This window comes from Streptomyces sp. I05A-00742 (genome assembly GCF_013055795.1).
GTDB lineage: Bacteria > Actinomycetota > Actinomycetes > Streptomycetales > Streptomycetaceae > Streptomyces.
The window spans coordinates 20,317-43,804 of the sequence record NZ_JABETO010000007.1; the positions used below are offsets into that span (position 1 = coordinate 20,317).

The window sequence follows — 23,488 nt, forward strand, 5'->3', positions numbered from 1 at the left end:
GCATCGTGCCACTGTGCCCCGCCCGGCCGCAGGCCGTCTCCACCCGAACGGCCCTGAACGGGCGCCGTGCATCATGGACGCCATGCGAGCTGTGGTGCAGAGGGTGAACGGGGCGAGCGTCCTCGTCGACGGCCGGACCGTCGGCGAGATCGTCGGCGAAGGGCTGTGCGTGCTGGTCGGGGTGACCCATGACGACACTCCCGCGAAGGCGGCTCAGCTGGCGCGCAAGCTGTGGTCCTTGCGGGTGCTGGGGGATGAGAAGTCGTGTTCCGACGTGGGGGCGCCGTTGCTCGTGATCTCGCAGTTCACGCTTTACGGTGATGCGCGGAAGGGGCGGCGTCCCACTTGGAACGCGGCTGCTCCGGGCCGCGTGGCCGAGCCTTTGGTTGACGAGGTCGTCGCACGGCTGCGTGAGCTGGGGGCTCGGGTTGAGACAGGGGTGTTCGGGGCGGATATGAAGGTGTCGTTGACGAACGACGGGCCGTTCACGGTGCTGCTGGAGGTGTGAGGGGCCCCGGTCCCTCCCTTTCACCGTTTCTGCGGGGAAGACCCCGCGCCCCCGGGTGAGCGCGCCTGCGGCGCGCGTCCTCAAACGCCGGACGGGCTGAAGTGTGCGCCCGGGCGCGAAATCCAGCCCGTCCGGCGTTTGAGGACCTCGCGGCGAAGCCGCGATGCCGGGGGCCGGGGCAGAGCCCCGGGAAACGGTGAAAGGGCGGGACCGGGGCACCCCCCTACGGCTCGACCACAACCTCCTGCGCCGCAGCCGTCCCCTCACCCACAACCAACGCCGCATCCACCGGAACATTCCGCTTCACGAGCGCCAAAGCGATCGGCCCGAGCTCATGGTGGCGCACCGCCGTAGTGACAAACCCGAGCTGCCGCCCCTCCGCTCCATCCGCGGCCAGCCGGACGGCGGAGCCGTGCCCGGGCAGATGCACCTCACTGCCGTCGAGGTGCAGGAAAACGAGCCGCCGCGGCGGCTTCCCAAGATTCTGGACGCGAGCGACGGTCTCCTGCCCCCGATAGCACCCCTTCTGCAGATGGACGGCGGAGCCGATGAGGCCGAGCTCGTGGGGGATCGTCCGGTGGTCGGTCTCGAGGCCGAGCCGGGGGCGGTGGGCCTCGACGCGGAGGGCTTCGAGGGCGAGGACGCCGGCGGCGGGGCCGTGGTCGGCGGCGAAGGAGTCGAGGTGCTCACGGGGGAGGAAGAGGTCACGGCCGTGGGGGGTCTCGCGGACGACGACACCGTCGGGGACGCCGGCGATCGAGCCGGCGGGCAGATGGACGACGGCGAGGTCGTCGGTGCGGTCGGCGACCTCGACCCGGTAGAAGAACTTCATGCTCTCCAGGTAGGCGATGAGCGCCTCCTGGGTGCCGGGCTCGACGTGGGCCCAGACGGTCTCCCCGTCGTCGACGAGGGAGAGGGCGTGCTCGATGTGGCCGTTGGCGGTGAGGATCAGCGCCTCGGTGGCCCGGCCGGGCGGCAGGTCACTGACGTGCTGGGTGAGGAGCAGGTGCAGCCAGCTCAGCCGGTCGGGACCGGAGACGGCGACCACCCCGCGGTGCGAGAGGTCGACGAAGCCGGACCCGTCGGCGAGCGCGCGCTGCTCACGGAACGGGTCGCCGTAGTGGGCGGCGACGCCCTCGTCCGGGCCCTCGGCGGGCACGGCGCCGGGCAGCGACAACAGAGGGCTCTTCGATCGACGCAGCATGCGCCCAGCCTACGACTCGTCCGGAGCCTTCCCGGAGGCGCAGGAGCCGCACCGGCCGAAGATCGCGAAGTGCTTCATGTCGGTGTCGAAGGCGAACTCCTCACGCAGCCGCGCGGTGAACTCCGCGGCCACGGAGAGGTCCGCCTCGATCACTCCGGTGCAGTCCCGGCAGACGAGGTGTATGTGGTGGTGCCGGTCCGCGAGGTGGTACGTGGGAGCGCCGTGGCCGAGATGGGCGTGGCTGACCAGGCCCAGCTCCTCCAGCAGCTCCAGCGTCCGGTAGACGGTGGAGATGTTGATCCCGCCCGCGGTCCTGCGGACCTCGGTGAGGATGTCGTCCGGCGTCGCGTGCTCCAGCCGGTCCACCGCCTCCAGCACCAGCTGGCGCTGCGGGGTCAGCCGGTAGCCGCGCCTGCGGAGATCGCTCTGCCAGTCGGTGTCCACCACGCTTCCAGTCTAGGCAGCGTCAGCCCTCCCGTACGCCCTTCAGGTAACCGGCGAGTGCCGCGATCGCCGCCGGGTTGCGCGGGCTCTCGACGAGGTCCACGTAGTCGAGGACGAAGACGCGCTTGTTCTTGATCGCGGGCACGTCGGCGAGCGGCGGGTAGGAGAGCAGGAACTTCTTCTTCTCCTCCGCGGTGACGTCACCGTAGTTGTTGATCACGATGACGTCGGGCTGCCGGTCCACGACGGTCTCCCAGCCGACCGTGGTCCAGGTGTCCTTCAGGTCGGCCATCACATGGTCGCCGCCGGCCTTGGTGATGATGTCGTGCGGCCCGGCGTAGGCGCCCGAGGTCACCGGCTTGTCGCGGCCGTCGTCGTAGAGGAACACCTTGGGGCGCTTGCCGCCGGCGGGGATGCCGGCCTGCGCGTCGGCGACCTGCTTCTTGAAGTCCGCGACGAGCTTCGCCGCCCGGTCCTCGACGTCGAAGATCTTCCCGAGGGTGGTGAGGTCGGTGTACAGCGCCTCCAGCGGCGGCATCACGCCCCGCTGCTTGCCGCTGCCGCTGCGGCAGGACTCGGTGAGCACGTACGAGCCGATGCCCAGCTTCTTCAGCCCGGCGGGCGTGAAGCCGTCGCCCTCGCCGAAGCCGTAGTTCCAGCCCGCGAAGACGAGGTCGGCCTTGGCGTCGAGGACCATCTCCTTGTTGATCTGCTTCTTCGACAGCCACTTGACCTTGTCGTAGCCGCCCTTCCAGGGCACGTCGTCGCGGCTCCCCTTGTAGTCGGGCGCCACATAGCCCGCCATGTGCTTCTCCAGCCCCAGGGCGAACATGATCTCGGCGATGCCCACGTCGTTGGTGACCACGCGCTGCGGGGCCTTGTCGTACGTGGTCTTCACCCCGCAGTTCTCGATCGTGACGGGGTAGTGGCCGCCGGAGGCCTTGGACGCCTCGGCGGGCTTGTCGTCGCTCACCTTCGCGCCGCAGCCCGCGAGGGCGACGGCGGTGAGCAGGGCGACGGCGGTACGGGTGATGCGGGAGGTCATGGGAGTCCTCATCGGGGCAGGCGGTCGAAGAGCAGTTGCGGTAGGCCGGACTCGGGGTGCGGCACCCGGTGCGCCCGGACGCCGAAGACGTCGGCGAGGAGGCCGGGCGTCAGCACCTCGTCGGGCGGCCCGGAGGCGACGATCCGGCCGCCCGCGAGGACGTACAGCACGTCGCAGTGGGTCGCGGCGAGGTTGAGGTCGTGCAGCGCGGCCAGCACGGTGAGCCCGGACTCCCGTACCAGCGCCAGGACTTCGAGTTGCTGGCTGATGTCCAGATGGTTGGTCGGCTCGTCCAGGACGAGGATCTTCGGCCGCTGGGCCAGGGCGCGGGCTATCAGCACCCGCTGCTTCTCACCGCCGGAGAGGGTCAGGAAGCCCCGCTCGGCGAGGTGCCCGGCGCCGACCCGCTCCAGGGCCGCCGTGCAGACCTCCGTGTCCTCGCGGCTCGTCCGCCCGGCCGCCCGCTGGTGCGGCAGCCGGCCCATCGCGACGACCTCGCCGACCGTGAAGTCGAACTCGCTGCCCGACTCCTGCGGCAGCGCCGCCAGCCGCCTCGCCCCTTCGCGGGCGCTCAGGCCGTGCAGGTCGTCGCCGTCGAGCAGCACCCGGCCGTGGGTCGGCCGCAGCGCCCGGTAGACGCACCGCAGCAGGCTGGACTTCCCGCTGCCGTTGGGACCGACGATCCCGACGAACTCCCCGCTGCCGGCCCGCAGTTCCACGTCCCGGACGAGCCGGGCGCCCGGGACCTCGACCGACAGGTCCTCGATGTCCACCCTCATCAGGCACCTCCGAAGCTGTAGCCGCGGCGGCGCATCAGCAGCACGAAACACGGCACGCCGATCAGCGCCGTGATCACCCCGACCGGCAGTTCGACGGGGGCCAGCAGCAGCCGCGAGACGACGTCCACCCACACCAGCAGCACCGCGCCCAGCAGCGGCGCGACGGCCAGCACCCGGCGGTGGTCGGCGCCGACCAGCATCCGGGTGGCGTGCGGGACCATCAGCCCGACGAAGCCGATGGCGCCGCTGACGGCCACGACGGCCCCCGTGACGGCCGCCACGACGACGAACAGCACCCGGCGCCGCCGCTCGGGGTCGACGCCGAGCGCGGACGACGTCTCGTCGCCCATGGCCAGGACGTTCAGCCCGCGCGCCGACCACAGCAGATAGCCGAGCCCGCACAGCACGGCGCCCGCGGCGAGCGGCACGGACTGCCAGCTGGCGCCGCCCAGGCTGCCCAGCAGCCACATCATCGCCGAGCGGGCGGCGTCGCCGCGGTCCGCGCTGAAGACCATCAGCGTGGTGATCGCGGAGAAGCCGTAGTACATGGCCGTGCCGACGAGGACGAGCCGCAGCGGCGTCAATCCGTTCGCGGTGCGGGCCGCCGCGTAGACCAGGGCCATCGAGGCCAGCGCCGAGACGAACGCGGCGCTGGACAGCGCCCAGACGCCGAGCGAGCCGAGCACGCCGAAGAGCAGCACCGCGTTGGCGCCGACGGCCGCGCCGGAGGAGATGCCGAGTACGAACGGGTCGGCGAGGGCGTTGCGGACCAGCGCCTGGGTGGCCACGCCGACGGCGGACAGCCCGGCGCCGACCACGGCCGCCAGCAGGGCGCGCGGGAAGCGCAGCTCCCAGACGATGGTGTAGGCCGCGATCTCGTCCCGGTCGATCCCGCCGCCCGTCAGCCCCGCCGCCAGGTAGCGGAGCGCGTCGCCCCAGCCGATGCCGGAGGAGCCGAGGGCGACGCAGCAGAGGAGGGAGCCGAGCAGGGCGACGCCCAGCCCGGCGAGCAGGGGTGGCAGCGGGAGCCGCCGCGACGGTGCGGTCGTGCCGGGTGGAGCCTGAGCGGTGATCGCCAAGGGGTACGCCTCGCGTCGGGCCGTGGGCCCGGGCGGATGTGCCCGCAGGAGCCCCGCCGCGACCGCGGGGGGCCTCCCCTCGCAGACCACGGCGAGTTGTCAGGAGCTGACACCGCCGCGGGCGATCGGGCTCGCAGAACGGTGTTCTGCTTTACCGTTGCGGGTCAGCGCCGGGATGTGACCGGACTTCCCCCGCGGGGCGCTGGGTGAGCGGCCGGGTTACGGCTGCTCGGGGTTGTACGGGGTGCCGTCCGGGCGGAAGAACGAGACGCCGTCCGGGAGGTCGTCCGGCAGGTTCCGGGCCCACTCCTCCAGGCCCGCCACGTCGGCGGTCTTCTTCAGCTGCGCCGACATGTACGGCCGCAGCGGCACCTCGGGGGTGGCCTTCTCGCCGACCCACATCAGGTCGCCCTTGACGTACCCGTAGAGGCGCTTGCCGCCGGAGTACGGGCCGGACGCGGCGGTCCGCGCGACCGCGTCCGTGACGATGTCGATCTGCGGCTTCTTGTCGGCGAGCTCGCCGTACCAGACCTCGACGACGCCCTGGTCGCGGATCATGACGACCTCGATCTTGCGGTCCTTGTCGATCCGCCAGTAGCCGCTCTCGGTCTCCAGCGGGCGGACCTTGTTGCCCTCGGCGTCGAGCACCCAGCTGTGCGAGACGTACTCCAGGAAGTCCCGGCCGTCGTGCGTGAAGGTGACTTCCTGCCCGAAGTTGCACTTCTCGGAACCGGGGAAGTCGGCGACACCCGCCCCCTCCCACTTGCCGAGGAGGAAGACGAGGGGCACGAGGTCCCGGTGGAGGTCGGAGGGAATCTCGATCATGGGATCAGCTCAGACGATCTGTAGGGGCGGACAAGGAGGGGTCAGCGCTGGCCCTGGTACAGCTTCTTCCAGGTCAGCCCGGCGAAAGCGAGAACGCCGACGGCGACCAGGATCAGCAGGGTGGTGAAGACTGCCTCAAGCACGAGCGCGCTCCTCGGTCGGAGTGAGGGTGTGTACGGACCGCGGCCGAGTCTAGTCGGCCCCGTGCGGATCGGCGGTGTGAGGTGGTACGGCCCTCCGGGCCGGGCGCCCGGCCCGTCGCCCGGCCTAGAGTGATCCCATGCGGAAGAAGCTCGTGATCAAGGTGACGGCGGGCGCGGACGCGCCCGAGCGGTGCTCGCAGGCGTTCACGGTGGCGGCCGTCGCCGTCGCGAGCGGCGTCGAGGTCTCGCTGTGGCTGACGGGGGAGTCGTCGTGGTTCGCGCTCCCGGGCCGCGCGGCGGAGTTCGAGCTGCCGCACGCGGCACCGCTGCCCGAGCTGATCGACGGCATCCGGGCCGGCGGCGGGATGATCACCGTCTGCACCCAGTGCGCGGCGCGGCGGGACATCGAGGAGAAGGACCTGATCGAGGGCGCGCGCATCGCCGGCGCCCAGGTGTTCGTCGGCGAGGCCATGGCCGACGGGGTGCAGGCGCTCGTCTACTGACCGGGTGATCTTGGCCGGGTGGCCGGGTGGCCGGGTGGCCGGGTGGCCGGGTGACCGGGTGACCGGGTGACCGGGTGACCGGGTGACCGGGTGGCCGGGGGCCGGGGCGTCGGGGAGCCGTCAGCGCCGGTCGTCCAGTTCGTTCCACCAGCGGTCGGACTCGGGGTCGCCCGTCTCCTCGTCCCACCAGCGGTCGTCGGGGCCCCGGCGGTTGGCCACGACGGCCGCCACCGGGGGGATGACCATCGCGAACAGGCACATGCCGATGGCCGCGGGCACGGACCACAGCCGCACGACGGCCCAGGCCAGGACGAACATGCCGATGCACGTCCCCATCATGGCGAAGTACAGGTGCCGTCGCCGTGCGTACATGGTTCAACGGTACGGCGGGGTCCCGCCCCGGGCGAGACCCCGCGGGCGGACGTCCCGGCGGTTCCGCCGATGGACGGACGACGGGCGGCGACGGCGGACGGCACGGAGGGCCGCACCCCGCCACCAGGCGTCCAGACCCCGGGGGTGCGGCCCTCCGGCCGTTCGTTGTGACCTGACCGTCAGACGGCGATGGCGACCTCGGCCAGCCCGCCCTCCTGGGCGACGACCGTGCGGTCGGCGGTCGCGCCCGTGACGAGCGCGCGGACCGTCCAGGTCCCCTCCGCCGCGTAGAAGCGGAACTGCCCGGTCGCGGAGGTGGGGACCTCCGCCGTGAACTCGCCGGTGCTGTCCAGCAGGCGCACGTAACCGGTGACGGGGACCCCGTCGCGGGTCACGGAACCCTGGATGGTGGTCTCACCGGGCTTGGCGGTCGAGGCGTCCGGGCCGCCTGCCTTTGCTCCACACATGGTGCGTTCCTTTCCGTGGGCGTCAGTGGCGGGCGTCAGTTCGCGCCGAGCTCGATCGGCACGCCGACGAGCGAGCCGTACTCGGTCCACGAGCCGTCGTAGTTGCGGACGTTCGGCTGCCCGAGCAGCTCGTGCAGGACGAACCACGTGTGCGCCGACCGCTCGCCGATCCGGCAGTACGCGACGGTGTCCTTCGACAGGTCCAGCCCTGCGCCCTCGTAGACGGCCCTGAGCTCCTCGTCCGACTTGAACGTGCCGTCGTCGTTGGCCGCCCTGGACCAGGGGACGTTGCGCGCCGTCGGGATGTGGCCCGGCCGCTGCGACTGCTCCTGCGGGAGGTGGGCCGGGGCGAGCAGCTTGCCGCTGAACTCGTCGGGCGACCGGACGTCGACCAGGTTCAGCGTCCCGATCGCGGCCACCGCGTCGTCCCGGAACGCGCGGATCGAGGTGTCCTGCGCCGTGGCCCGGTACTCGGTCCGCGGCCGCTGCGGCACCTCGGCCACCAGGTCGCGCGAGTCCAGCTCCCACTTCTTGCGGCCGCCGTCGAGGAGCCGGACGTCCTCGTGGCCGTACAGCTTGAAGTACCAGTACGCGTACGCGGCGAACCAGTTGTTGTTCCCGCCGTACAGAACGACCGTGTCGTCGTTCGCGATGCCCTTCCCGGACAGCAGCTCCTCGAAGCCTGCCTGGTCCACGAAGTCCCGGCGCACCGGGTCCTGGAGGTCCGTCCGCCAGTCGATCCGGATGGCGGACTTGATGTGGTTCTTGTCGTAGGCCGAGGTGTCCTCGTCGACCTCGACGATGACGGTCTTGGGGTCACCTGCGTCGATGCGGGCCTGGACCCAGTCGGCGTCCACCAGGACGTCACTGCGGCTCATGCTGTTCTCCTCCGGGGCAGTTGCTGAGGTACGCCGGGTGCGCGCGGGGCGCCGGCACACGGCGGTGATGCGGGGAGGGGGCCGGAGCGGCCGGCCGAACGAAGGGGTGCGGGGCACCCCATCAGGCACGGCGACACAGCATGGCGGCCACACGGCACAGGTCGACTGCCCGCCGCTTGGTGAGATCCGCCTGTCGCCTCATGGGGCGATCGTAGGGAGGGCGGGGGAGGGGTGTCACCGGTGTGTCGGTATGTGAGACGGTTTGTCTCGGGTGGTGGACAGCTTCAGCCCGTCCGGCGTTTGAGGACAACCGCGCGGAGCGTGGTTTGGGGGGTGCGGGGGCTTGCCCCCGCAAGAAACGGTGAAAGGGCGGGACCGGGGCGAACCCCCTACCCAGCGAGCCGCACGTCCGTCCCCCCAAGCGTGATCTCCACACCCTTCTCATCCGTCACAACCTTCTCCAGCTTGATCCCCCGCGGCAGCCCCGTGATCTCCCGCTCGAAATCCGTCTTCTTGCGAATCAACTTCTCCAGCCCCGGCAGATCATCCGGCACCTTCTCCGCATGCACCCGCACCCGCGTCCCCCCCACCACACTCACCGTGGAGACAACACTCCGCTTCACCACACCCATCGGCAGCGGAACACTGCCGGTGACCTTGACCCGGCTGGTCCCGGACGCGTCCTTGCCGCCGTAGCCGACAGTGATGCCCGGTCCGGCGATACGGCCCAGGTCCTCGTAGGAGATGTGGGCGGTGCCGGTCGCCCGGTCGGCGACGGCGGAGGAGAAGCTGCTGTCGACGCGGACGCCGTGCAGGGTGGCGTCGAAGTCGCTGACCCGGATCGACTTGTCGCCCGCGCCGGCGGTCACCCCGCCGTCGAGCGAGACCTCGACCTCGTCGAGCTTGGAGTCCGCGACCTGGGTCAGGAACGGGAAGCCCTTGATGGAGACGTCCGGCGTGCCGGACATGTTCTGGCTGCTGCGTATCTTGTCCGCGGCTTCGTTCTCCGCGTACCAGACCGCACCGCGGTCGGCGGCGACGAAGAGGCCGCCCAGGACCACGACGACGATCAGCAGGGTGCGTATGGCGCGCATCGGGTGACGATCCCCCAGGTTGGTTCGGGCCTTGCCGTTCCGGCGAGCCTACTCAGTCGGTCCTGACGACCGTTCGGTCCTGACGACCATGAGGACGGCCGCGGACGGCCCCTGGTTCTGCCGGCGGGGCGACGGTGACCCGACGGCCGCGCCCGGTCACGGTGCGTCGCACACCGGGCGCCCCTGCCCCCGCCCCAACCCCGTCCGCGTCAGAACAGCGCCCGGCCCAGCACGTAGACCACCGGACCGGCGAGGGCCAGCGGGAGGGCGACGCCCGCGGTCATGTGCACGAAGCGCGACGGGTAGTCGTAGCTCGCCACGCGCAGACCGATGAGCGCGCAGGCGCCGGCCGCCAGGCCCAGCAGGGCCGCGGAGCCGCCGGTGTGGGTCAGCTGCCCGCCGAGCACGCCCGCGCCCGCCGCCGCGATCAGCGCGACGACCGGGGCGGCGGCCGACGGCAGCGGCAGGGCCCGGGCCAGGACCGTCGCGGCCACGGCGAGCGCCCCGACCACCACGGCGTCCTGGTCGGCGGACAGGTGCCCGGCCGCGAGGACCGCGAGGGCCGCGGAACCGGCGGCCGTCGTCAGCCCGTACAGCCGCTCGTCCGGCGAGGCATGGCTGCGCAGCTGGAGCATGACGGTCAGCAGCAGCCAGACGCCGAGCGTGCCGAGCACCACCGTGGGCGCCTGTTCGGCCTTGGCGGCCAGCAGACCGGCGTCGGCGACCAGGCCGCCCAGGAACGCCAGCGCGATGCCCTGCCGCGCCGGCCACATCCCGTTCAGCCGGAACCAGCCGGCGGCCGTCACCGCCTGGAGCAGCACGACGGGAACGGCCAGCGCCGCCTGGCCCACGGGCGCGGCGAGCGCCACCAGGGCGGCCAGGACGGCCGTCAGCAGGGCGGGCCGGAAGCCCGGCGACAGGATCTGCGGCCGGCCCTCGGCCTTGGCCTTCTCCGCGGCCGTCATCGGCTTCGCCGGCTCCTCCGCCACGGCGGGCACCGGCGCGTACGCCGCGTCCTGCCGAGCGGGCTCCGCCGTGAACGCCGCGGCCCGGCCCGGCTGCTGGACCTGCGGCCAGGCAGCGGCGTCCGCCGCGCGGTCCGGCGCGCCGGACCAGGCGGGCGCCGCCGAGCCGTAGGACGGCTCCGCCACCGGCAACTGCTGCTGCCAGGCCTCCGTGTCCCAGCTCTGCGTCTGCCACGTCTGCGTCGACGGCTCCTCGGCGGGCGCCCAGGCCTGCTGGTCACCGGCCGTGGGCCAGGCCGTTCCGCCCTGCTGCTGGTGCGGCTGCTGGGGGTACGGCTGCTGTTGCTGTGGCTGCTGGTACGGGTAGTCGTACGAGCCGCCGCCCGTGGCGGTGTGACCGGCCTGCGGGTCGTAGGGGGCCTGCTGCCCGTACCCGTCGTACTGCTGACCGTGCTGACCGGGTTGACCGTGCTGGCTCTGGTGCCCGTGCTGCCCGTACTCGTCGTACGGGTCCCGGGGTTGCCGGGGTTGCCGATGCTGCTGGTACGGGTCGTGGTACTGGTCGCTCATCGTGCCGGTGTCACCCTCCTGCGAAGGGCGGGAGCACTTCGACCGTGCCGCCCTCGGCCAGCTGGACCGTGGTGTGCTCGCGGGTGCCGACCGGGTCGCCGTCCACGAGGAAGGAGCAGCGCGCGAGGACCCGCGCGAACTCCGGGCGCCCCGCGTGGCGCTCCCGGGCCGCGGTCAGCGCGTCGGCGAGCGTCGGTGCCGCGTAGGGCTCCTCGGCCGTGCCGGCCGCGGCCTTCGCCGCGGCCCAATACCGGATCGTGCCCGCCGGCACCGTCCCGCCCGGCGGCTCCGGTCGTGCCGTGTGTGTGGTCGCCACGGGCACCCCGCTTTCACGTTTCGGTTCCATTGTTCGCTGCGTCGTCGCCGCTTCTTCCGCCTCCATGATGACGGGTACCGGGCCGCCCCCGGTCCCGGGCCGGAAAAACCGGGGCGAAAGTCAGGGGGGAATGCGGGGGAATCAGGGGAAGGACCAGGGATGGGTGGGGAAAAAACCAGGGGATCGTACGAACGGTATTCGCTTAGGCTTCTGGTGTGCTGGTACGCCTACTCCGAGCTCGACTGAAGCCCTACTCCCGCCTCTTGGCGCTGGTAGTGCTTCTGCAACTCGTACAGACCCTCGCGACGCTCTATCTTCCCTCGCTCAACGCGGACATCATCGACAAGGGGGTCGTGAAGGGCGACACCGGATACATCCTCACCACCGGTGGCGTGATGGCCGCCGTCGCGCTCGTCCAGATCGTCTGCTCCCTCGGCGCGGTCTACTTCGGCGCGCAGACCGCCATGGCGATCGGCCGCGACCTGCGCGCGGCCGTCTTCGACCGGGTGCAGGCCTTCTCCTCCCGCGAAGTGGGGAAGTTCGGCGCGCCCTCCCTGATCACGCGGACGACCAATGACGTCCAGCAGGTTCAGATGCTGGTCCTGATGTCGTTCACGCTGATGGTCACCGCGCCCATCATGTGCGTCGGCGGCATTGTGATGGCCCTCCAGCAGGACGTGCCGCTGTCCGGTCTGCTGCTGGCCATCGTGCCCGTGCTCGGTGTCATCGTCGGGCTGATCATCCGGCGGATGCGCCCCATTTTCCGGGATGTGCAGGAGCGCATCGACACCGTGAACCGCGTGCTCCGCGAGCAGATCACCGGTATTCGCGTGATTCGTGCCTTCGTCCGCGACACCCATGAACGCGAGCGCTTCGACGGGGCCAACGCCGCGCTGATGGACGTGTCACTGCGGGCCGGCCGACTGATGTCGATCATGTTCCCGGCCGTGATGCTGGTGGTGAACGTGTCCTCGGTCGCCGTGCTGTGGTTCGGCGGACACCGCATCGACGGCGGCGACATGGAGATCGGCGCCCTCACCGCGTACCTCAGCTACCTCATGCAGATACTGATGGCCATCATGATGGCCACCTTCATGTTCATGATGGTGCCGCGTGCCGAGGTCTGCGCCGAGCGGATCCAGGAGGTCCTGACCACCGAGTCCAGCGTGGTGCCGCCCGCCGCTCCGGTCACCGAACTGCGCGGGCACGGCCACCTCGAACTGCGCGACGTCGGGTTCCGCTACCCGGGCGCCGAGGAGCCCGTGCTCAGGAACGTCTCCCTGGTCGCGCGCCCCGGCGAGGTCACCGCCGTCATCGGCTCCACCGGCAGCGGCAAGTCCACGCTGCTCGGGCTGATCCCGCGGCTCTTCGACGCCACCGAGGGCGCGGTCCTGATCGGCGGGGTGAACGTGCGCGAGGCCGAACCGGCGCTCGTGGCCCGCACGGTGGGGCTGGTCCCCCAGAAGCCCTACCTCTTCTCCGGGACGATCGCCTCCAACCTCCGCTACGGGCGGCCGGACGCGACCGACGAGGAGCTGTGGGCGGCGCTGGAGACCGCGCAGGCCCGGGAGTTCGTCGAGGCCATGGAGGAGGGGCTCCAGGCCCCGGTCGCCCAGGGCGGCTCCAACGTCTCCGGAGGCCAGCGCCAGCGCCTGGCCATCGCCCGCGCCCTGGTCCGCAAGCCCGAGATCTATCTGTTCGACGACTCCTTCTCCGCGCTCGACTACGCCACCGACGCCCGGCTGCGGGCGGCGCTCTCCCTGGAGACCGGGGACGCCACCGTCCTCGTCGTGGCCCAGCGCGTCTCCACCATCCGTGACGCCGACCGGATCGTCGTCCTGGACGAGGGCCGCGTCGTCGGCACCGGAACCCATACCGAGCTGATGGCCTCGAACGAGACCTACCGGGAGATCGTGCTGTCCCAGCTCACCGAGGAGGAGGCCGCGTGAGCACTCCGGCGAAATCCCAGCGGGCGACGGAGCCCGAGGAGCCGGCGACGGCCACGTCGTCCCCCGCACCGGAGGGACACCCCGGGACGGAAGGGGGCAGGCAGACCGGCGAGGACGGCACGGCCGGCAAGGACGGCAAGGCCGACGCCCCGGGCCGGAGAGGCCCCGCGCCCGCGACCGGCATAGCCCGCTACATGGGCGGCCAGCCCACCGAGAAGTCCGCGGACTTCAAGGGCTCCTGCCGTCGCCTGTTCGCGCGCATGGGCCCCGAGAAGGCCATGCTCTGGGCCGTGCTGCTGCTCGGCCTGGTCAGCGTCGCGCTGACGGTGGCGGGACCGAAGGTCCTCGGCCACGCCACCGACCTGATCTTCTCCGGCGTCGTAGGGCAGCAGATGCCCGCGGGCACCACCCGGGAGCAGGCCCTCGACGCCATGCGCCGCGACGGCCACGGCAACATCGCGGACGTGCTGTCCGGCGTCGACTTCACCCCCGGCCAGGGCATCGACTTCGGCGCCGTCGGCACGGTGCTGCTGTGGGTGCTGCTGATCTACGTCGGCGCCTCCCTCTTCAGCCTCGTCCAGTCGCGGATCGTCACGACGGCCATCCAGCGCACCGTCTTCCGGCTCCGCCGGGACGTCGAGGAGAAGCTGGCCCGGCTGCCGCTGAGCTACTTCGACAAGCAGCAGCGCGGCGAGATCCTCTCCCGCGCCACCAACGACATCGACAACATCGCCCAGACCTTCCAGCAGACGCTGGGCCAGATCATGGCCTCGGCGCTGACCATGGTCGGTGTGCTCGCGGTGATGTTCTGGATCTCCTGGCTGCTCGCCGTCGTCGCGCTGATCACGGTCCCCGTCTCGGCGGTCATCGTCACCGTCGTCGGCAAGCGGGCGCAGCCGCAGTTCGTGGCCCAGTGGGCCTCGACGGGCCGGCTCAACGCCCACATCGAGGAGATGTACACGGGCCACGCGCTGGTGAAGGTCTTCGGCCGGCAGGAGGAGTCCGCGGCGGCCTTCCGCAAGGAGAACGACGAGCTCTACCGGGCAGGCTTCAAGGCGCAGTTCATATCCGGCGTCATCCAGCCCGCGATGATGTTCGTCGGCAACCTGAACTACGTGCTCGTCGCCGTCGTCGGCGGTCTGCGGGTGGCCAGCGGTTCGCTGTCGATCGGTGACGTCCAGGCGTTCGTGCAGTACTCGCGCCAGTTCAGCCAGCCGCTCACCCAGGTCGCCTCCATGGCCAACCTCGTCCAGTCCGGCGTCGCCTCCGCCGAGCGCGTCTTCGAACTCCTCGACGCCGAGGAGCAGTCGCCGGACGACGACGCGCTGAAGCTCGGCCGGGTCCGCGGCGAGGTCGTCTTCGACAAGGTCTCCTTCCGCTACGAGCCGGACAAGCCCCTCATCGAGGACCTGTCCCTCACCGTCCGGCCCGGCCAGACGGTCGCCATCGTCGGCCCCACCGGCGCAGGCAAGACCACCATGGTCAACCTGCTCATGCGGTTCTACGAGGTGAACGGCGGCCGCATCACCCTCGACGGCACCGACGTCGCCTCCCTCTCCCGCGAGGAACTCCGCTCCCACATCGGCATGGTCCTCCAGGACACCTGGCTCTTCGGCGGCACCATCGCCGAGAACATCGCCTACGGCGCCCAGGGCGCGTCCAAGGAACAGATCGTCCGGGCGGCCAGGGCCACGCACGTCGACCGCTTCGTCCGCACCCTGCCCGACGGCTACGACACCGTCCTCGACGAAGAGGGCGCCAACGTCAGCGTCGGCGAGAAGCAACTCATCACCATCGCCCGCGCTTTCCTCGCCGAGCCCGAGATCCTCGTCCTCGACGAGGCCACCAGCTCCGTCGACACCCGCACCGAAGTCCTCATCCAGCAGGCCATGGCCCAGCTGCGGACCGGCCGCACCAGCTTTGTGATCGCCCACCGGCTGTCCACGATCCGGGATGCGGACGTGATCCTTGTGATGGAGGCCGGGCGGATCGTGGAGCAGGGTGATCATGAGTCGCTGCTGGCGGTGGGGGGTGCGTATGCGCGGCTGTATCAGGCGCAGTTCGCGCAGGCGGTGGTGGAGGGGGCGTAGGGGGTGCCCCGGGCCCTCCCCCAGAGGGGGACCCCCAGTCCTCAAACGCCGGACGGGCTGAAGTGTGCGCCCGGGCGCGACAACCAGCCCGTCCGGCGTTTGAGGACAAGCGGCGAAGCCGCTTTCACGGGGTCCGGGGCAGAGCCCCGGGAAACGGTGAAATGGGGGTGCCCCCTCTGGGGGAGGGCCCGGGGCACCCCTACCCCCCAACCACCCACCTTGCGATCCGCCGCAACAACGGCACCGGCGCAGCCGCCTCCGCATGCCCGAACCCCGGCTCGACCCACAACTCCGTGCACGCCGGATCCCCGGCAGCAACCAGCATCCGCGGATGATCCAACGGAAAATACGCATCCCGATCACCGTGCACGATCAACACCCGCCGAGGCGCGATCAACGGCACCGCCCCCACCGGCGGCACCGGCACCGGATCCCACTCCGCGGAGTGGACCCGGGTCCGCAGGGCCCACCGGGCCACCACCCGCCCGGCCGGCCGCGTCACGGCCCAGTGCAACCGCCGCATCGGAGCGGTGCCCCGGTAGAACCAGCGGGCGGGAGCGCTCACGGCCACGACCGTGTCGGCGTGTGCCCCTGTGCGCCCCTCGTGCTCTCGGCCGGTCTCCGGGAGGTAGAGGCCGCCGTGGCGGAGGGCCACGGAGCCGCCCATGGAGAAGCCGACGGTGGCGACCCGCCGGTGCCCGAGGCGGCGGGCCCAGCCGACGGCGGCGGCGAGGTCGAGCACCTCGCGGTCGCCGACCGTGGAGTGCCCGCCGGACCGGCCGTGCCCCCGGAAGGAGAAGGTGATCACGGCGGTGTGCTGGGCGAAGACGGCGGCGGCACGGCGCAGGGCGGGCCGGTCGAGGGCGCCGGTGAAGCCGTGGGCGAGCACGACGGCGGGGGGCCGGGGGCCCGTGCCGGGCGGTGGGCCCGGCTCGTAGGCCGCCTCGACGGGCACGCCGTCGGCTGTCAAGAGGACGATGCGATGACCACCCGAAGTGATCGACGAAACACAAGATCGGGCAAAGTCGCCGGAGCCCGGGAAAGTCATGTGGGTTATTCTGCTGCGCAGAGAGGATCCGGGCAGAGTCGCCCCCGGGTCCTTTTGTGCATTCGGACGTGCGGTACCGCGCGTACGACCGGGCGCACGCGTGCTTCCGGGCGCGCACCCGCACACTCCCCCAGCACCACGCCTGGGTGGTACCCCCGTCGCAGGGACCGAGGAGGAACCGACGCCATGGGCGAGCGAAGCGCGCACGACAGGACGAACGGCAGGACGGACGGCAGGACGGACGGCAGGCCGGGGGACGGACCGGGCAACCGGGCGGGTGACCGCCGATGAGCTCTCTCCTGCTGCTGACCAACGCCCTCCAGCCGTCCGCCGAGGTCCTGCCCGCGCTCGGGCTGCTGCTGCACAGCGTGCGCGTGGCCCCGGCGGAGGGACCCGCCCTGGTGGACGTCCCGGGGGCCGACGTCATACTGATCGACGGTCGGCGCGACCTGCCGCACATCCGCAGCCTCTGCCAGCTGCTGCGGTCCACGGGCCCCGGCTGTCCGCTGCTGCTCGTGGTCACCGAGGGCGGCCTGGCCGCCGTCACCGCCGACTGGGGAGTGGACGACGTCCTCCTCGACACCGCGGGTCCCGCCGAGGTGGAGGCGCGGCTGCGGCTGGCGATGGGCCGGCAGCAGATCTCGTCGGACGACAGCCCCATGGAGATCCGCACCGGCGACCTCTCGGTCGACGAGGCGACGTACAGCGCCAAGCTCAAGGGCCGGGTGCTGGACCTGACCTTCAAGGAGTTCGAGCTGCTGAAGTACCTCGCCCAGCATCCGGGGCGGGTCTTCACCCGGGCGCAGCTCCTCCAGGAGGTCTGGGGGTACGACTATTTCGGCGGCACCCGGACCGTGGACGTCCATGTGCGGCGGCTGCGGGCGAAGCTGGGGCCCGAGCACGAGTCGTTGATCGGGACCGTCCGGAACGTCGGTTACCGCTTCGTCCTGCCGGAGAAACCGGAGAAACAAGAGAAACAGGAGAAAAGCGAGAAGGCGGACCCCGCCGACCGGGCGCCCGGGCGGGCGGAGGAACCGCGGGCCCAGGACCCCGCCGCCGGGGCGGGAGCCCCCGGCCGAACAAAGAGTCCGCGACCGGCCAAACGGTAGGTGGACCCGCGTAGACTGCCGCGCGTGGCCAAGGTGACGCGGGACGATGTGGCGAGACTGGCGGGGACATCCACCGCGGTGGTCAGTTACGTCATCAACAACGGACCGCGCCCGGTGGCACCGGCGACGCGGGAGCGGGTGCTGGCCGCGATCAAGGAGCTGGGCTACCGGCCCGACCGGGTGGCCCAGGCGATGGCCTCCCGGCGGACGGACCTCATAGGCCTGATCGTCCCGGACGCCCGCCAGCCCTTCTTCGCGGAGATGGCGCACGCGGTCGAACAGGCCGCGGCGGAGCGCGGCAAGATGGTCCTGGTCGGGAACTCCGACTACCTCGACGAACGCGAAGTGCACTATCTGCGGGCCTTCCTGGGGATGCGGGTCTCCGGCCTGATCCTGATCAGCCAGGGTCCGAGCGAGCACGCCGCCATAGAGATCGACGCGTGGGACGCGCGCGTGGTCCTCATGCACCGCAGGCCCGACGCGATCGACGACGTCGCCGTGGTGACGGACGACATCGGCGGCGCCCAGCTCGCCACCCGCCACCTCCTCGAACACGGCCACCCCTACGTCGCCTGCCTCGGCGGCACCGAGCACACCCCGGCCGTCGGCGACCCCGTCACCGACCACGTCGAGGGCTGGCGCCGGGCCATGCGCGAGGCCGGTAAATCCACCGAGGGCCGCCTCTTCCACGCGCCCTACAACCGCTACGACGCCTACAAGGTCGCCCTGGACCTGCTGGCCGGCCCCGACCGCCCGCCCGCCGTCGTCTGCGCGACGGACGACCAGGCGATCGGCGTCCTGCGCGCGGCCCGGGAGCTGCGCATCGACGTCCCCGGCGAGCTGGCCGTCGCCGGCTTCGACGACGTCAAGGAAGCGGCCCTCACCGACCCGCCCCTGACCACGGTGGCCTCCGACCGGCAGGCGATGGCCCGGTCGGCGGTCGACCTGGTGCTGGACGACGGGCTGCGGTTCGCGGGGACGCGGCGGGAGCGGCTGAAGCAGTTCCCCTCGGCGCTGGTCATCCGGCGGTCGTGCGGGTGCGGCGGGGACCAGGGGACGTCCTCGTCCTGAGCGACGGGAGCGACGGGTGGGCCCGGCGCCCGGCGCGCGATATGCGGTGGTGCCCCTCCCGCCTCATGGCCGCAGCCTCGCCTGAACCAGCGCCCGTGTGCCGTCCGTGCGCCAGTCGGTCCCGGTCGCGTCCAGCTCCTTCGCCGTCTCCGCGTCGAGGCCCACGACCACGTCCGACTTGAGGGTGCGCAGCGCGACGAGCGAGCTCGGCACCCCGGACACCGCGTCGGCGAACGGACGGGTGGCGGGCCATGCGCGATCGCCCACCAGGCGGCGGTAGTTGAGGTCGCCCTTGAAGACGAGGAGCCCGGCCGCGGCGAGGGCCGCCCGCAGGTCGGCGGGCATCTCGTCGAAGGTCGAGGGCGAGCAGTAGAACTCGTGGGTGGCGAGGCGCAGCCGTCCCCCGGCCGCCGCTTCCCGGAGGCGGCGGGCCGCCTTTCCCGCCGCGCCGGAGAAGGCGGCGATGCGCAGCAGGCAGTCCCGTACGTCGGCGGCGGTCGCGTCGGAGACGTAGTAGGGGAGCGGTTTGACGTGCAGGACGACCGCGTCGGCCCGTCCGGTGGCCAGGAGGTGGTCGGCGAGCAGCAGGTCGGCGAGGAGCTCGCGGCCGGCGTTGTCGAGGATCATGTGGACGTCGCCGGGCGGGCGTTCGCCGATGTGGCGCCAGAGGGCGGCGGTGTCGTCCGCGAGGAGGGGCAGGTCCGTGGCGTCGGTGGTGGCCTGGACGAGCTGGAAGCCCAGGTCGGCGCGGTTGCCGTAGAGGGCGGCCAGGATCAGGGCATGAAAGGTCTCGGCGGGGGACGCGTCGGCCAGTCCGTCCCGCCAGGCCGTCTCGGCCTCCAGTCCCGGGTCGGCCAGCTCGGCCGCCTTCATGGGGGCGAACGGGTCGACCCCCTGCCAGGGGCCGGGGACGAAGTGGTCGACGCACTCCAGCAGGCGCAGGTAGAAGTAGCTCTCCGCCCAGAGGAACGGTGCCTCGTGCCACGGCCGGCCGACGTACCGGTGGCCCCGGGCCGCCCACGGGACGTGCGCGGCGGTCTCCGGGGCCGGGGACCGGACCGTGCCGCTCCGCGACTCCTCCAGCAGGGCGTCGAGCCGGGCCCGCTGCTCCGGCGTGTAGGGGTTGCTCTCGCACAGCCGCCGGACGAGGGCGGGGTGGCGTTCGTGGAAGACCCCCCAGCCGAACCCGTCGGGGTCGGCGATGCCGTAGGCGGGAGCCGTCCCACTCGTGCTCGTCGTCATCGTCGCTCCCTCGGTGTCGTGTGCGTGGGGGAGCCGTCACCTGCCCGGTGGCGGCTCCGCCCCTCCTCTCCCAGGATGCCCGCCGGTTCGCGCCCGTATCGCCCGTTCAGCCCAGACGGAACCCTGTCAGGGGCGCTCGGGGATGGCCTTGCGCTCCTGGGCGCCCACCGGGCAGCCGGGCCGTCGGGGCCTTTATACGGACCGCACGCCCTTCTGGCGGGCTTCTCAGCGCTCACTCAGACTGTTCTCATGAACAGGGAGGACAGTCATTCATATGACGACGGAGAACCCCCGCCCGAGCGGTCACCAGCACCCTGAGTCCCCCTACGGGTACCCGGCCCCGCCGGCCCACCCGCCGCAGGGCCCGGTCAGCACGCCGGACGGCTCGACGGTCTGGCCCGGTGGCGTGCACCGCACCGGCGTGCACGGCACCAGCGCGTACGGCACGGGTGCGTACAGCGGCGGCAACGGAGGCCACGGCGGGTATGCCGGCTTCGGCGCCCCCACCCCCGCCCCCGCCCCTGCCCCCGAACCCCGGCACCGCCGCCGGGGCGCCCGTACCCTCATCGCGACCTGCGCGCTCGTCGCGGCCCTGGTCGGCGGCGGTTCCGCCGCGCTCGTCTCCGGGCTGACGGGGAGCGGCGACGCAGGCAGCAGCCCGACTCCGGTGCAGAACGCGTCCTCCCGGAGCGCCGGCGTGACCGCCGTGGCGCAGGCGGTCAGCCCCAGCATCGTGGAGATCAAGGCGGCCACCTCCGGCGGCCGGTCCACCGGCTCCGGCGTGATCGTCGGCGCGAACGGCGAGGTGATCACCAACAACCACGTCGTCGCCGGCGCGGACACCGTCCAGGTCACCCTCCACGACGGCTCGACGAAGAACGCCAAGGTGGTCGGCACCGATCCGGGCAAGGACCTCGCCCTCATCAAGATCGAGGGAGCGAGCGGCCTCAAGCCCGCCAAGCTCGGCGACTCAAGCAAGCTCCAGGTCGGCGACCAGGTCGTCGCCATCGGCTCGCCCGAGGGCCTGACCGGCACCGTCACCAGCGGCATCGTCTCCGCTCTCAACCGCCCGGTCACCGTCCCCAAGGAGCAGGGCGACCGGCAGCAGCGGGACAGCGGCGAACCCCAGTGGCCGTTCGAGTTCGGCGGCAACCAGTACAACGGCGACACCGGCTCGTCCAAGACCACCTACAAGGCGATCCAGACCGACGCCTCCCTCAACCCCGGCAACTCCGGCGGCGCCCTCATCAATATGAACGGCGAGATCGTCGGCATCAACTCGGCCATGTTCGCGCCCGGTTCGGGCGGCGGCTCGGCCGACACCGCCGGCAGCGTCGGCCTCGGCTTCGCCATCCCGGTCAACGACGTCAAGGCCGACCTGGCCGGTCTCCGCACGGGCGGCAGTGGCGACTGAACCAGTAGCAGCGACCAAGCGGTAGTAGTGACTGAACCGGCAGCAGCGACCGAAGCGGTAGTGGTGACTGAAGCGGCAGCAGCGACCGAAGCGGCAGCGGCAACTGAAGCAGCACCGGCGACCGAGCCGCGTGGGAAGCTGAGGTGCCGACGGACCGGCCGCCGGCCGCCGGCCGCCGAGGTGACAGCCGACCGGAAGAACACGTGAGGAAGTCGATGAGCTCCGCCGACCCGTCCGCGCCCGCCCGCATCCTGGTCGTGGACGACGAACCCGCCGTCCGCGAGGCCCTCCGCCGCAGCCTCGCCTTCGAGGGCTACGGAACGGAACTGGCCGTCGACGGCCTGGACGCGCTCGCCAAGGTCGGCGCGTACGAGCCCGAACTGATCGTCCTCGACGTGCTGATGCCCCGCATGGACGGCCTCACCGCCGCCCGCCGGCTGCGCGCCTCCGGCGTCACCACCCCCATCCTCATGCTCACGGCCCGCGACACCGTCGGCGACCGCGTCACCGGCCTCGACGCCGGCGCGGACGACTACCTCGTCAAGCCGTTCGAGCTCGACGAGCTCTTCGCCCGGATCCGCGCCCTGCTCCGCCGCAGCTCCTACGCGGCGCCCGCCGCCCCCGAGGAGCCGCACGTCCTCACCTTCGCCGACCTGCGCATGGACCTCGCCACCCGGGAGGTCACGCGCGGCCCCCGCCACGTCGAGCTCACCCGCACCGAGTTCACCCTCCTCGAACTGTTCCTCGCGCACCCGCGCCAGGTGCTCACCCGCGAGCAGATCCTCAAGCACGTCTGGGGCTTCGAGTTCGAGCCGTCCTCCAACTCCCTGGACGTCTACGTGATGTACCTGCGCCGTAAGACCGAGGCCGGCGGCGAACCCCGCCTCGTCCACACCGTGCGCGGTGTCGGCTACGTCCTCCGGGCGGACGGCGGCGAATGATCGAGCGCTTCCGCCGGCTGCCCCTCCGCTCCCGGCTCGCCCTGCTGACGGCCGCGGCCGTCGCCGTCGCCGTCGCCGTGGCGGCCGGAGCCTGCTGGATACTCACCAAGGAGCAGCTCGAAAAACAGCGGGACACCACGCTGACCAGCCAGAAGGTCGCCGACGACTATGTACGGAGCCTGCTGGACCACTGCGGCGCCCGCGTCCCCGACAAGCTCGTCTCCCCGTCCCCGTACACCATCCAGGCCGTCACCGCGGACGGCGCGGTCTGCACCCAGCTCGGCCGGTCCCCGATCCGCGTCGACGTCCAGGACTTCGCCGTCGCCACCGGCCGGCGCACCGACGCCCTGCACAACGCCCGCGCCCAGGACGGCACCGAGATGCGCGTCGCCACCTCCCCGGTGGCCGGCGGGCTCGCCGTGATGATCGCCCAGCCCGTGAGCGACATCGACCGGCCCATGAACGCGCTCGCCATCGTCCTCGTCGTCACCGCCGGGATCGGCGTCCTCGGCGCCGCCGCCATCGGCCTCGTCGTCGCCCGCGCCGCCCTGCGCCCGGTCGACCAGCTCACCGGCGCCGTCGAACACATCGCCCGCACCGAGGACCTGGCCGTCCGCATCCCCGCCGAGGGCGAGGACGAGATCGCCCGCCTCTCCCGCTCCTTCAATTCCATGACGGCCGCCCTCGCCTCCTCCCGCGACCGCCAGCAGCAGCTCATCGCCGACGCGGGACACGAACTGCGCACCCCGCTCACCTCGCTGCGCACCAACATCGACCTGCTCGTCCGCAGCGAGGAGACCGGCCGCGCCATCCCGCCCGAGGACCGCAAGGCCCTCCTCGCCAGCGTCAAGGCCCAGATGACCGAACTCGCCGATCTCATCGGCGACCTCCAGGAGCTCTCCCGCCCCGACAGCGCCCCCGGCAGCACCCCGGTGCAGGTCATCGGCCTCCACGAGGCCGCGGGCAAGGCGGTGGAACGCGCCCGGCTGCGCGCCACGGGCCTGACCGTGACCGCCGAGCTCGACCCCTGGTACGTCCGCGGCGAGGCACCCGCCCTGGAGCGGGCCGTCGTCAACCTCCTCGACAACGCGGTCAAGTTCAGCCCGCCCGGCGGCACGGTCGAGGTCCGGCTGTCCGGCGGTGAACTCACCGTCCGCGACCACGGCCCCGGCATCCCCGCCGACGAACTCCCCCACGTCTTCGACCGTTTCTGGCGCTCCCCCTCCGCCCGCGGCCTCCCCGGCAGCGGCCTCGGCCTCTCCATCGTCGCCCGCACCGTCCGCCGCTCCGGCGGCGAAGTCACCCTCCGCCCGGCGGAGGACGGCGGCACCATCGCGAGCGTCCGGCTGCCGGGGGCGTCGGTGGAGCCGCCGGCGGGGATGCCGGGGGTGTGAGGGGGCGTCCCTGTGCGGAGAAAGCGCGCATGGGCCGG

23 protein-coding genes and 1 riboswitch are annotated in these 23,488 nt (G+C 72.1%); of the genes, 9 read left to right on the forward strand and 14 right to left on the reverse strand.

Features of this window, described 5'->3' with window-relative positions; translation table 11 throughout:
- Positions 1–82: 82 nt before the first annotated feature.
- The gene (dtd, locus tag HN013_RS09100; RefSeq protein ID WP_171164963.1) at positions 83–508 is read left to right on the forward strand and encodes a D-aminoacyl-tRNA deacylase; all 426 of its coding nucleotides are present in this window, start codon (positions 83–85) and stop codon (positions 506–508) included.
- Between the two features lie 223 nt (positions 509–731).
- Here dtd and HN013_RS09105 read toward each other — a convergent pair whose 3' ends face one another.
- From HN013_RS09105 to HN013_RS09130, 6 genes are all read right to left on the reverse strand, one after another.
- Positions 732–1,712 carry a folate-binding protein YgfZ gene (locus tag HN013_RS09105; RefSeq protein ID WP_171164965.1) on the reverse strand — a complete coding sequence of 327 codons (981 nt, stop codon included), beginning with the start codon at positions 1,710–1,712 and terminating at the stop codon, positions 732–734.
- A gap of 9 nt (positions 1,713–1,721) precedes the next feature.
- On the reverse strand, positions 1,722–2,159 hold the full coding sequence (locus HN013_RS09110; protein WP_171164967.1) for a transcriptional repressor: 438 nt from the start codon (positions 2,157–2,159) through the stop codon (positions 1,722–1,724).
- A 19-nt stretch (positions 2,160–2,178) separates the two neighbouring features.
- Entirely contained in the window at positions 2,179–3,201 is a 1,023-nt protein-coding gene (locus tag HN013_RS09115) for an ABC transporter substrate-binding protein (protein ID WP_171164969.1), read from the reverse strand.
- Between the two features lie 8 nt (positions 3,202–3,209).
- The gene (locus tag HN013_RS09120) at positions 3,210–3,980 is read right to left on the reverse strand and encodes an ABC transporter ATP-binding protein (RefSeq protein ID WP_171164971.1); all 771 of its coding nucleotides are present in this window, start codon (positions 3,978–3,980) and stop codon (positions 3,210–3,212) included.
- Positions 3,980–5,059, reverse strand: coding sequence for an iron ABC transporter permease (locus tag HN013_RS09125; protein ID WP_171164973.1), 1,080 nt, complete (start codon positions 5,057–5,059; stop codon positions 3,980–3,982). The genes HN013_RS09120 and HN013_RS09125 overlap by 1 nt, the downstream gene beginning before the upstream one ends.
- Positions 5,060–5,157: 98 nt before the next feature.
- Positions 5,158–5,290, reverse strand: a riboswitch (cobalamin riboswitch).
- Positions 5,279–5,884: an FABP family protein gene (locus tag HN013_RS09130; protein ID WP_171164975.1), complete on the reverse strand. Its 606-nt coding sequence runs from the start codon at positions 5,882–5,884 to the stop codon at positions 5,279–5,281. (Overlaps the previous riboswitch by 12 nt.)
- A 280-nt stretch (positions 5,885–6,164) precedes the next feature.
- Between HN013_RS09130 and HN013_RS09135 the strand changes: the two genes are divergently transcribed.
- Positions 6,165–6,530 (forward strand): DsrE family protein, encoded by a 366-nt coding sequence (locus HN013_RS09135; protein ID WP_004949161.1) that lies wholly within the window; start codon positions 6,165–6,167, stop codon positions 6,528–6,530.
- Between the two features lie 120 nt (positions 6,531–6,650).
- Here the strand turns inward: HN013_RS09135 and HN013_RS09140 are convergent, their stop codons facing one another.
- The 6 genes from HN013_RS09140 to HN013_RS09165 form a co-directional block, all read right to left on the reverse strand.
- Positions 6,651–6,902: a DUF3099 domain-containing protein gene (locus HN013_RS09140; protein ID WP_171164977.1), complete on the reverse strand. Its 252-nt coding sequence runs from the start codon at positions 6,900–6,902 to the stop codon at positions 6,651–6,653.
- A gap of 179 nt (positions 6,903–7,081) precedes the next feature.
- Positions 7,082–7,369 carry a DUF1416 domain-containing protein gene (locus tag HN013_RS09145; protein WP_171164979.1) on the reverse strand — a complete coding sequence of 96 codons (288 nt, stop codon included), beginning with the start codon at positions 7,367–7,369 and terminating at the stop codon, positions 7,082–7,084.
- A gap of 35 nt (positions 7,370–7,404) precedes the next feature.
- Positions 7,405–8,247 carry a sulfurtransferase gene (locus HN013_RS09150; protein WP_171164981.1) on the reverse strand — a complete coding sequence of 281 codons (843 nt, stop codon included), beginning with the start codon at positions 8,245–8,247 and terminating at the stop codon, positions 7,405–7,407.
- Positions 8,248–8,636: 389 nt separating this feature from the next.
- The gene (locus HN013_RS09155; protein ID WP_171164982.1) at positions 8,637–9,341 is read right to left on the reverse strand and encodes a DUF2993 domain-containing protein; all 705 of its coding nucleotides are present in this window, start codon (positions 9,339–9,341) and stop codon (positions 8,637–8,639) included.
- A gap of 209 nt (positions 9,342–9,550) precedes the next feature.
- Positions 9,551–10,876, reverse strand: a complete 1,326-nt coding sequence (locus HN013_RS09160; protein WP_171164984.1) for a hypothetical protein — start codon at positions 10,874–10,876, stop codon at positions 9,551–9,553.
- Positions 10,877–10,886: 10 nt separating this feature from the next.
- On the reverse strand, positions 10,887–11,147 hold the full coding sequence (locus HN013_RS09165) for a MoaD/ThiS family protein (RefSeq protein ID WP_171165303.1): 261 nt from the start codon (positions 11,145–11,147) through the stop codon (positions 10,887–10,889).
- A 260-nt stretch (positions 11,148–11,407) separates the two neighbouring features.
- On the opposite strand from HN013_RS09165, the gene HN013_RS09170 reads away from it, so the two are divergent.
- A complete protein-coding gene (locus tag HN013_RS09170) occupies positions 11,408–13,141 on the forward strand; it encodes an ABC transporter ATP-binding protein (protein WP_171164986.1) in 1,734 nt (577 codons plus the stop codon).
- A gap of 194 nt (positions 13,142–13,335) precedes the next feature.
- Positions 13,336–15,231, forward strand: a complete 1,896-nt coding sequence (locus tag HN013_RS09175) for an ABC transporter ATP-binding protein (RefSeq protein WP_171165305.1) — start codon at positions 13,336–13,338, stop codon at positions 15,229–15,231.
- A gap of 199 nt (positions 15,232–15,430) precedes the next feature.
- On the opposite strand, the gene HN013_RS09180 is transcribed toward HN013_RS09175, so the two are convergent.
- A complete protein-coding gene (locus HN013_RS09180; RefSeq protein WP_171164988.1) occupies positions 15,431–16,279 on the reverse strand; it encodes a S9 family peptidase in 849 nt (282 codons plus the stop codon).
- Positions 16,280–16,566: 287 nt separating this feature from the next.
- Here HN013_RS09180 and HN013_RS09185 point away from each other — a divergent pair, with 287 nt between their 5' ends.
- Entirely contained in the window at positions 16,567–17,388 is an 822-nt protein-coding gene (locus HN013_RS09185; RefSeq protein WP_171164990.1) for a response regulator transcription factor, read from the forward strand.
- Between the two features lie 24 nt (positions 17,389–17,412).
- Positions 17,413–18,459, forward strand: coding sequence for a LacI family DNA-binding transcriptional regulator (locus HN013_RS09190; RefSeq protein WP_171164992.1), 1,047 nt, complete (start codon positions 17,413–17,415; stop codon positions 18,457–18,459).
- A 63-nt stretch (positions 18,460–18,522) separates the two neighbouring features.
- Here HN013_RS09190 and HN013_RS09195 read toward each other — a convergent pair whose 3' ends face one another.
- The gene (locus HN013_RS09195; RefSeq protein WP_171164994.1) at positions 18,523–19,701 is read right to left on the reverse strand and encodes an ARMT1-like domain-containing protein; all 1,179 of its coding nucleotides are present in this window, start codon (positions 19,699–19,701) and stop codon (positions 18,523–18,525) included.
- Positions 19,702–19,975: 274 nt separating this feature from the next.
- Here HN013_RS09195 and HN013_RS09200 point away from each other — a divergent pair, with 274 nt between their 5' ends.
- From HN013_RS09200 to HN013_RS09210, 3 genes are all read left to right on the forward strand, one after another.
- Complete coding sequence (locus HN013_RS09200) at positions 19,976–21,115, forward strand: S1C family serine protease (RefSeq protein WP_171164995.1); 1,140 nt, start codon at positions 19,976–19,978, stop codon at positions 21,113–21,115.
- Between the two features lie 215 nt (positions 21,116–21,330).
- Complete coding sequence (locus HN013_RS09205) at positions 21,331–22,056, forward strand: response regulator transcription factor (RefSeq protein WP_171164998.1); 726 nt, start codon at positions 21,331–21,333, stop codon at positions 22,054–22,056.
- Positions 22,053–23,450, forward strand: a complete 1,398-nt coding sequence (locus HN013_RS09210; protein ID WP_171165000.1) for a cell wall metabolism sensor histidine kinase WalK — start codon at positions 22,053–22,055, stop codon at positions 23,448–23,450. Before HN013_RS09205 ends, HN013_RS09210 begins: the two co-directional genes overlap by 4 nt.
- Positions 23,451–23,488 lie beyond the last annotated feature (38 nt).

Bases quoted from the DNA above. Each gene is read 5' to 3' on its own strand.
- HN013_RS09200 (WP_171164995.1), top strand. From the start codon at position 19,976: ATGACGACGGAGAACCCCCGCCCGAGCGGTCACCAGCACCCTGAGTCC.
- HN013_RS09195 (WP_171164994.1), bottom strand. From the start codon at position 19,701: ATGACGACGAGCACGAGTGGGACGGCTCCCGCCTACGGCATCGCCGAC.
- HN013_RS09140 (WP_171164977.1), bottom strand. From the start codon at position 6,902: ATGTACGCACGGCGACGGCACCTGTACTTCGCCATGATGGGGACGTGC.
- HN013_RS09150 (WP_171164981.1), bottom strand. From the start codon at position 8,247: ATGAGCCGCAGTGACGTCCTGGTGGACGCCGACTGGGTCCAGGCCCGC.
- HN013_RS09160 (WP_171164984.1), bottom strand. From the start codon at position 10,876: ATGAGCGACCAGTACCACGACCCGTACCAGCAGCATCGGCAACCCCGG.
- HN013_RS09155 (WP_171164982.1), bottom strand. From the start codon at position 9,341: ATGCGCGCCATACGCACCCTGCTGATCGTCGTCGTGGTCCTGGGCGGC.
- HN013_RS09145 (WP_171164979.1), bottom strand. From the start codon at position 7,369: ATGTGTGGAGCAAAGGCAGGCGGCCCGGACGCCTCGACCGCCAAGCCC.
- HN013_RS09175 (WP_171165305.1), top strand. From the start codon at position 13,336: ATGGGCGGCCAGCCCACCGAGAAGTCCGCGGACTTCAAGGGCTCCTGC.
- HN013_RS09205 (WP_171164998.1), top strand. From the start codon at position 21,331: ATGAGCTCCGCCGACCCGTCCGCGCCCGCCCGCATCCTGGTCGTGGAC.
- HN013_RS09105 (WP_171164965.1), bottom strand. From the start codon at position 1,712: ATGCTGCGTCGATCGAAGAGCCCTCTGTTGTCGCTGCCCGGCGCCGTG.
- HN013_RS09115 (WP_171164969.1), bottom strand. From the start codon at position 3,201: ATGACCTCCCGCATCACCCGTACCGCCGTCGCCCTGCTCACCGCCGTC.
- dtd (WP_171164963.1), top strand. From the start codon at position 83: ATGCGAGCTGTGGTGCAGAGGGTGAACGGGGCGAGCGTCCTCGTCGAC.
- HN013_RS09130 (WP_171164975.1), bottom strand. From the start codon at position 5,884: ATGATCGAGATTCCCTCCGACCTCCACCGGGACCTCGTGCCCCTCGTC.
- HN013_RS09185 (WP_171164990.1), top strand. From the start codon at position 16,567: ATGAGCTCTCTCCTGCTGCTGACCAACGCCCTCCAGCCGTCCGCCGAG.
- HN013_RS09180 (WP_171164988.1), bottom strand. From the start codon at position 16,279: ATGACTTTCCCGGGCTCCGGCGACTTTGCCCGATCTTGTGTTTCGTCG.
- HN013_RS09120 (WP_171164971.1), bottom strand. From the start codon at position 3,980: ATGAGGGTGGACATCGAGGACCTGTCGGTCGAGGTCCCGGGCGCCCGG.
- HN013_RS09135 (WP_004949161.1), top strand. From the start codon at position 6,165: ATGCGGAAGAAGCTCGTGATCAAGGTGACGGCGGGCGCGGACGCGCCC.
- HN013_RS09210 (WP_171165000.1), top strand. From the start codon at position 22,053: ATGATCGAGCGCTTCCGCCGGCTGCCCCTCCGCTCCCGGCTCGCCCTG.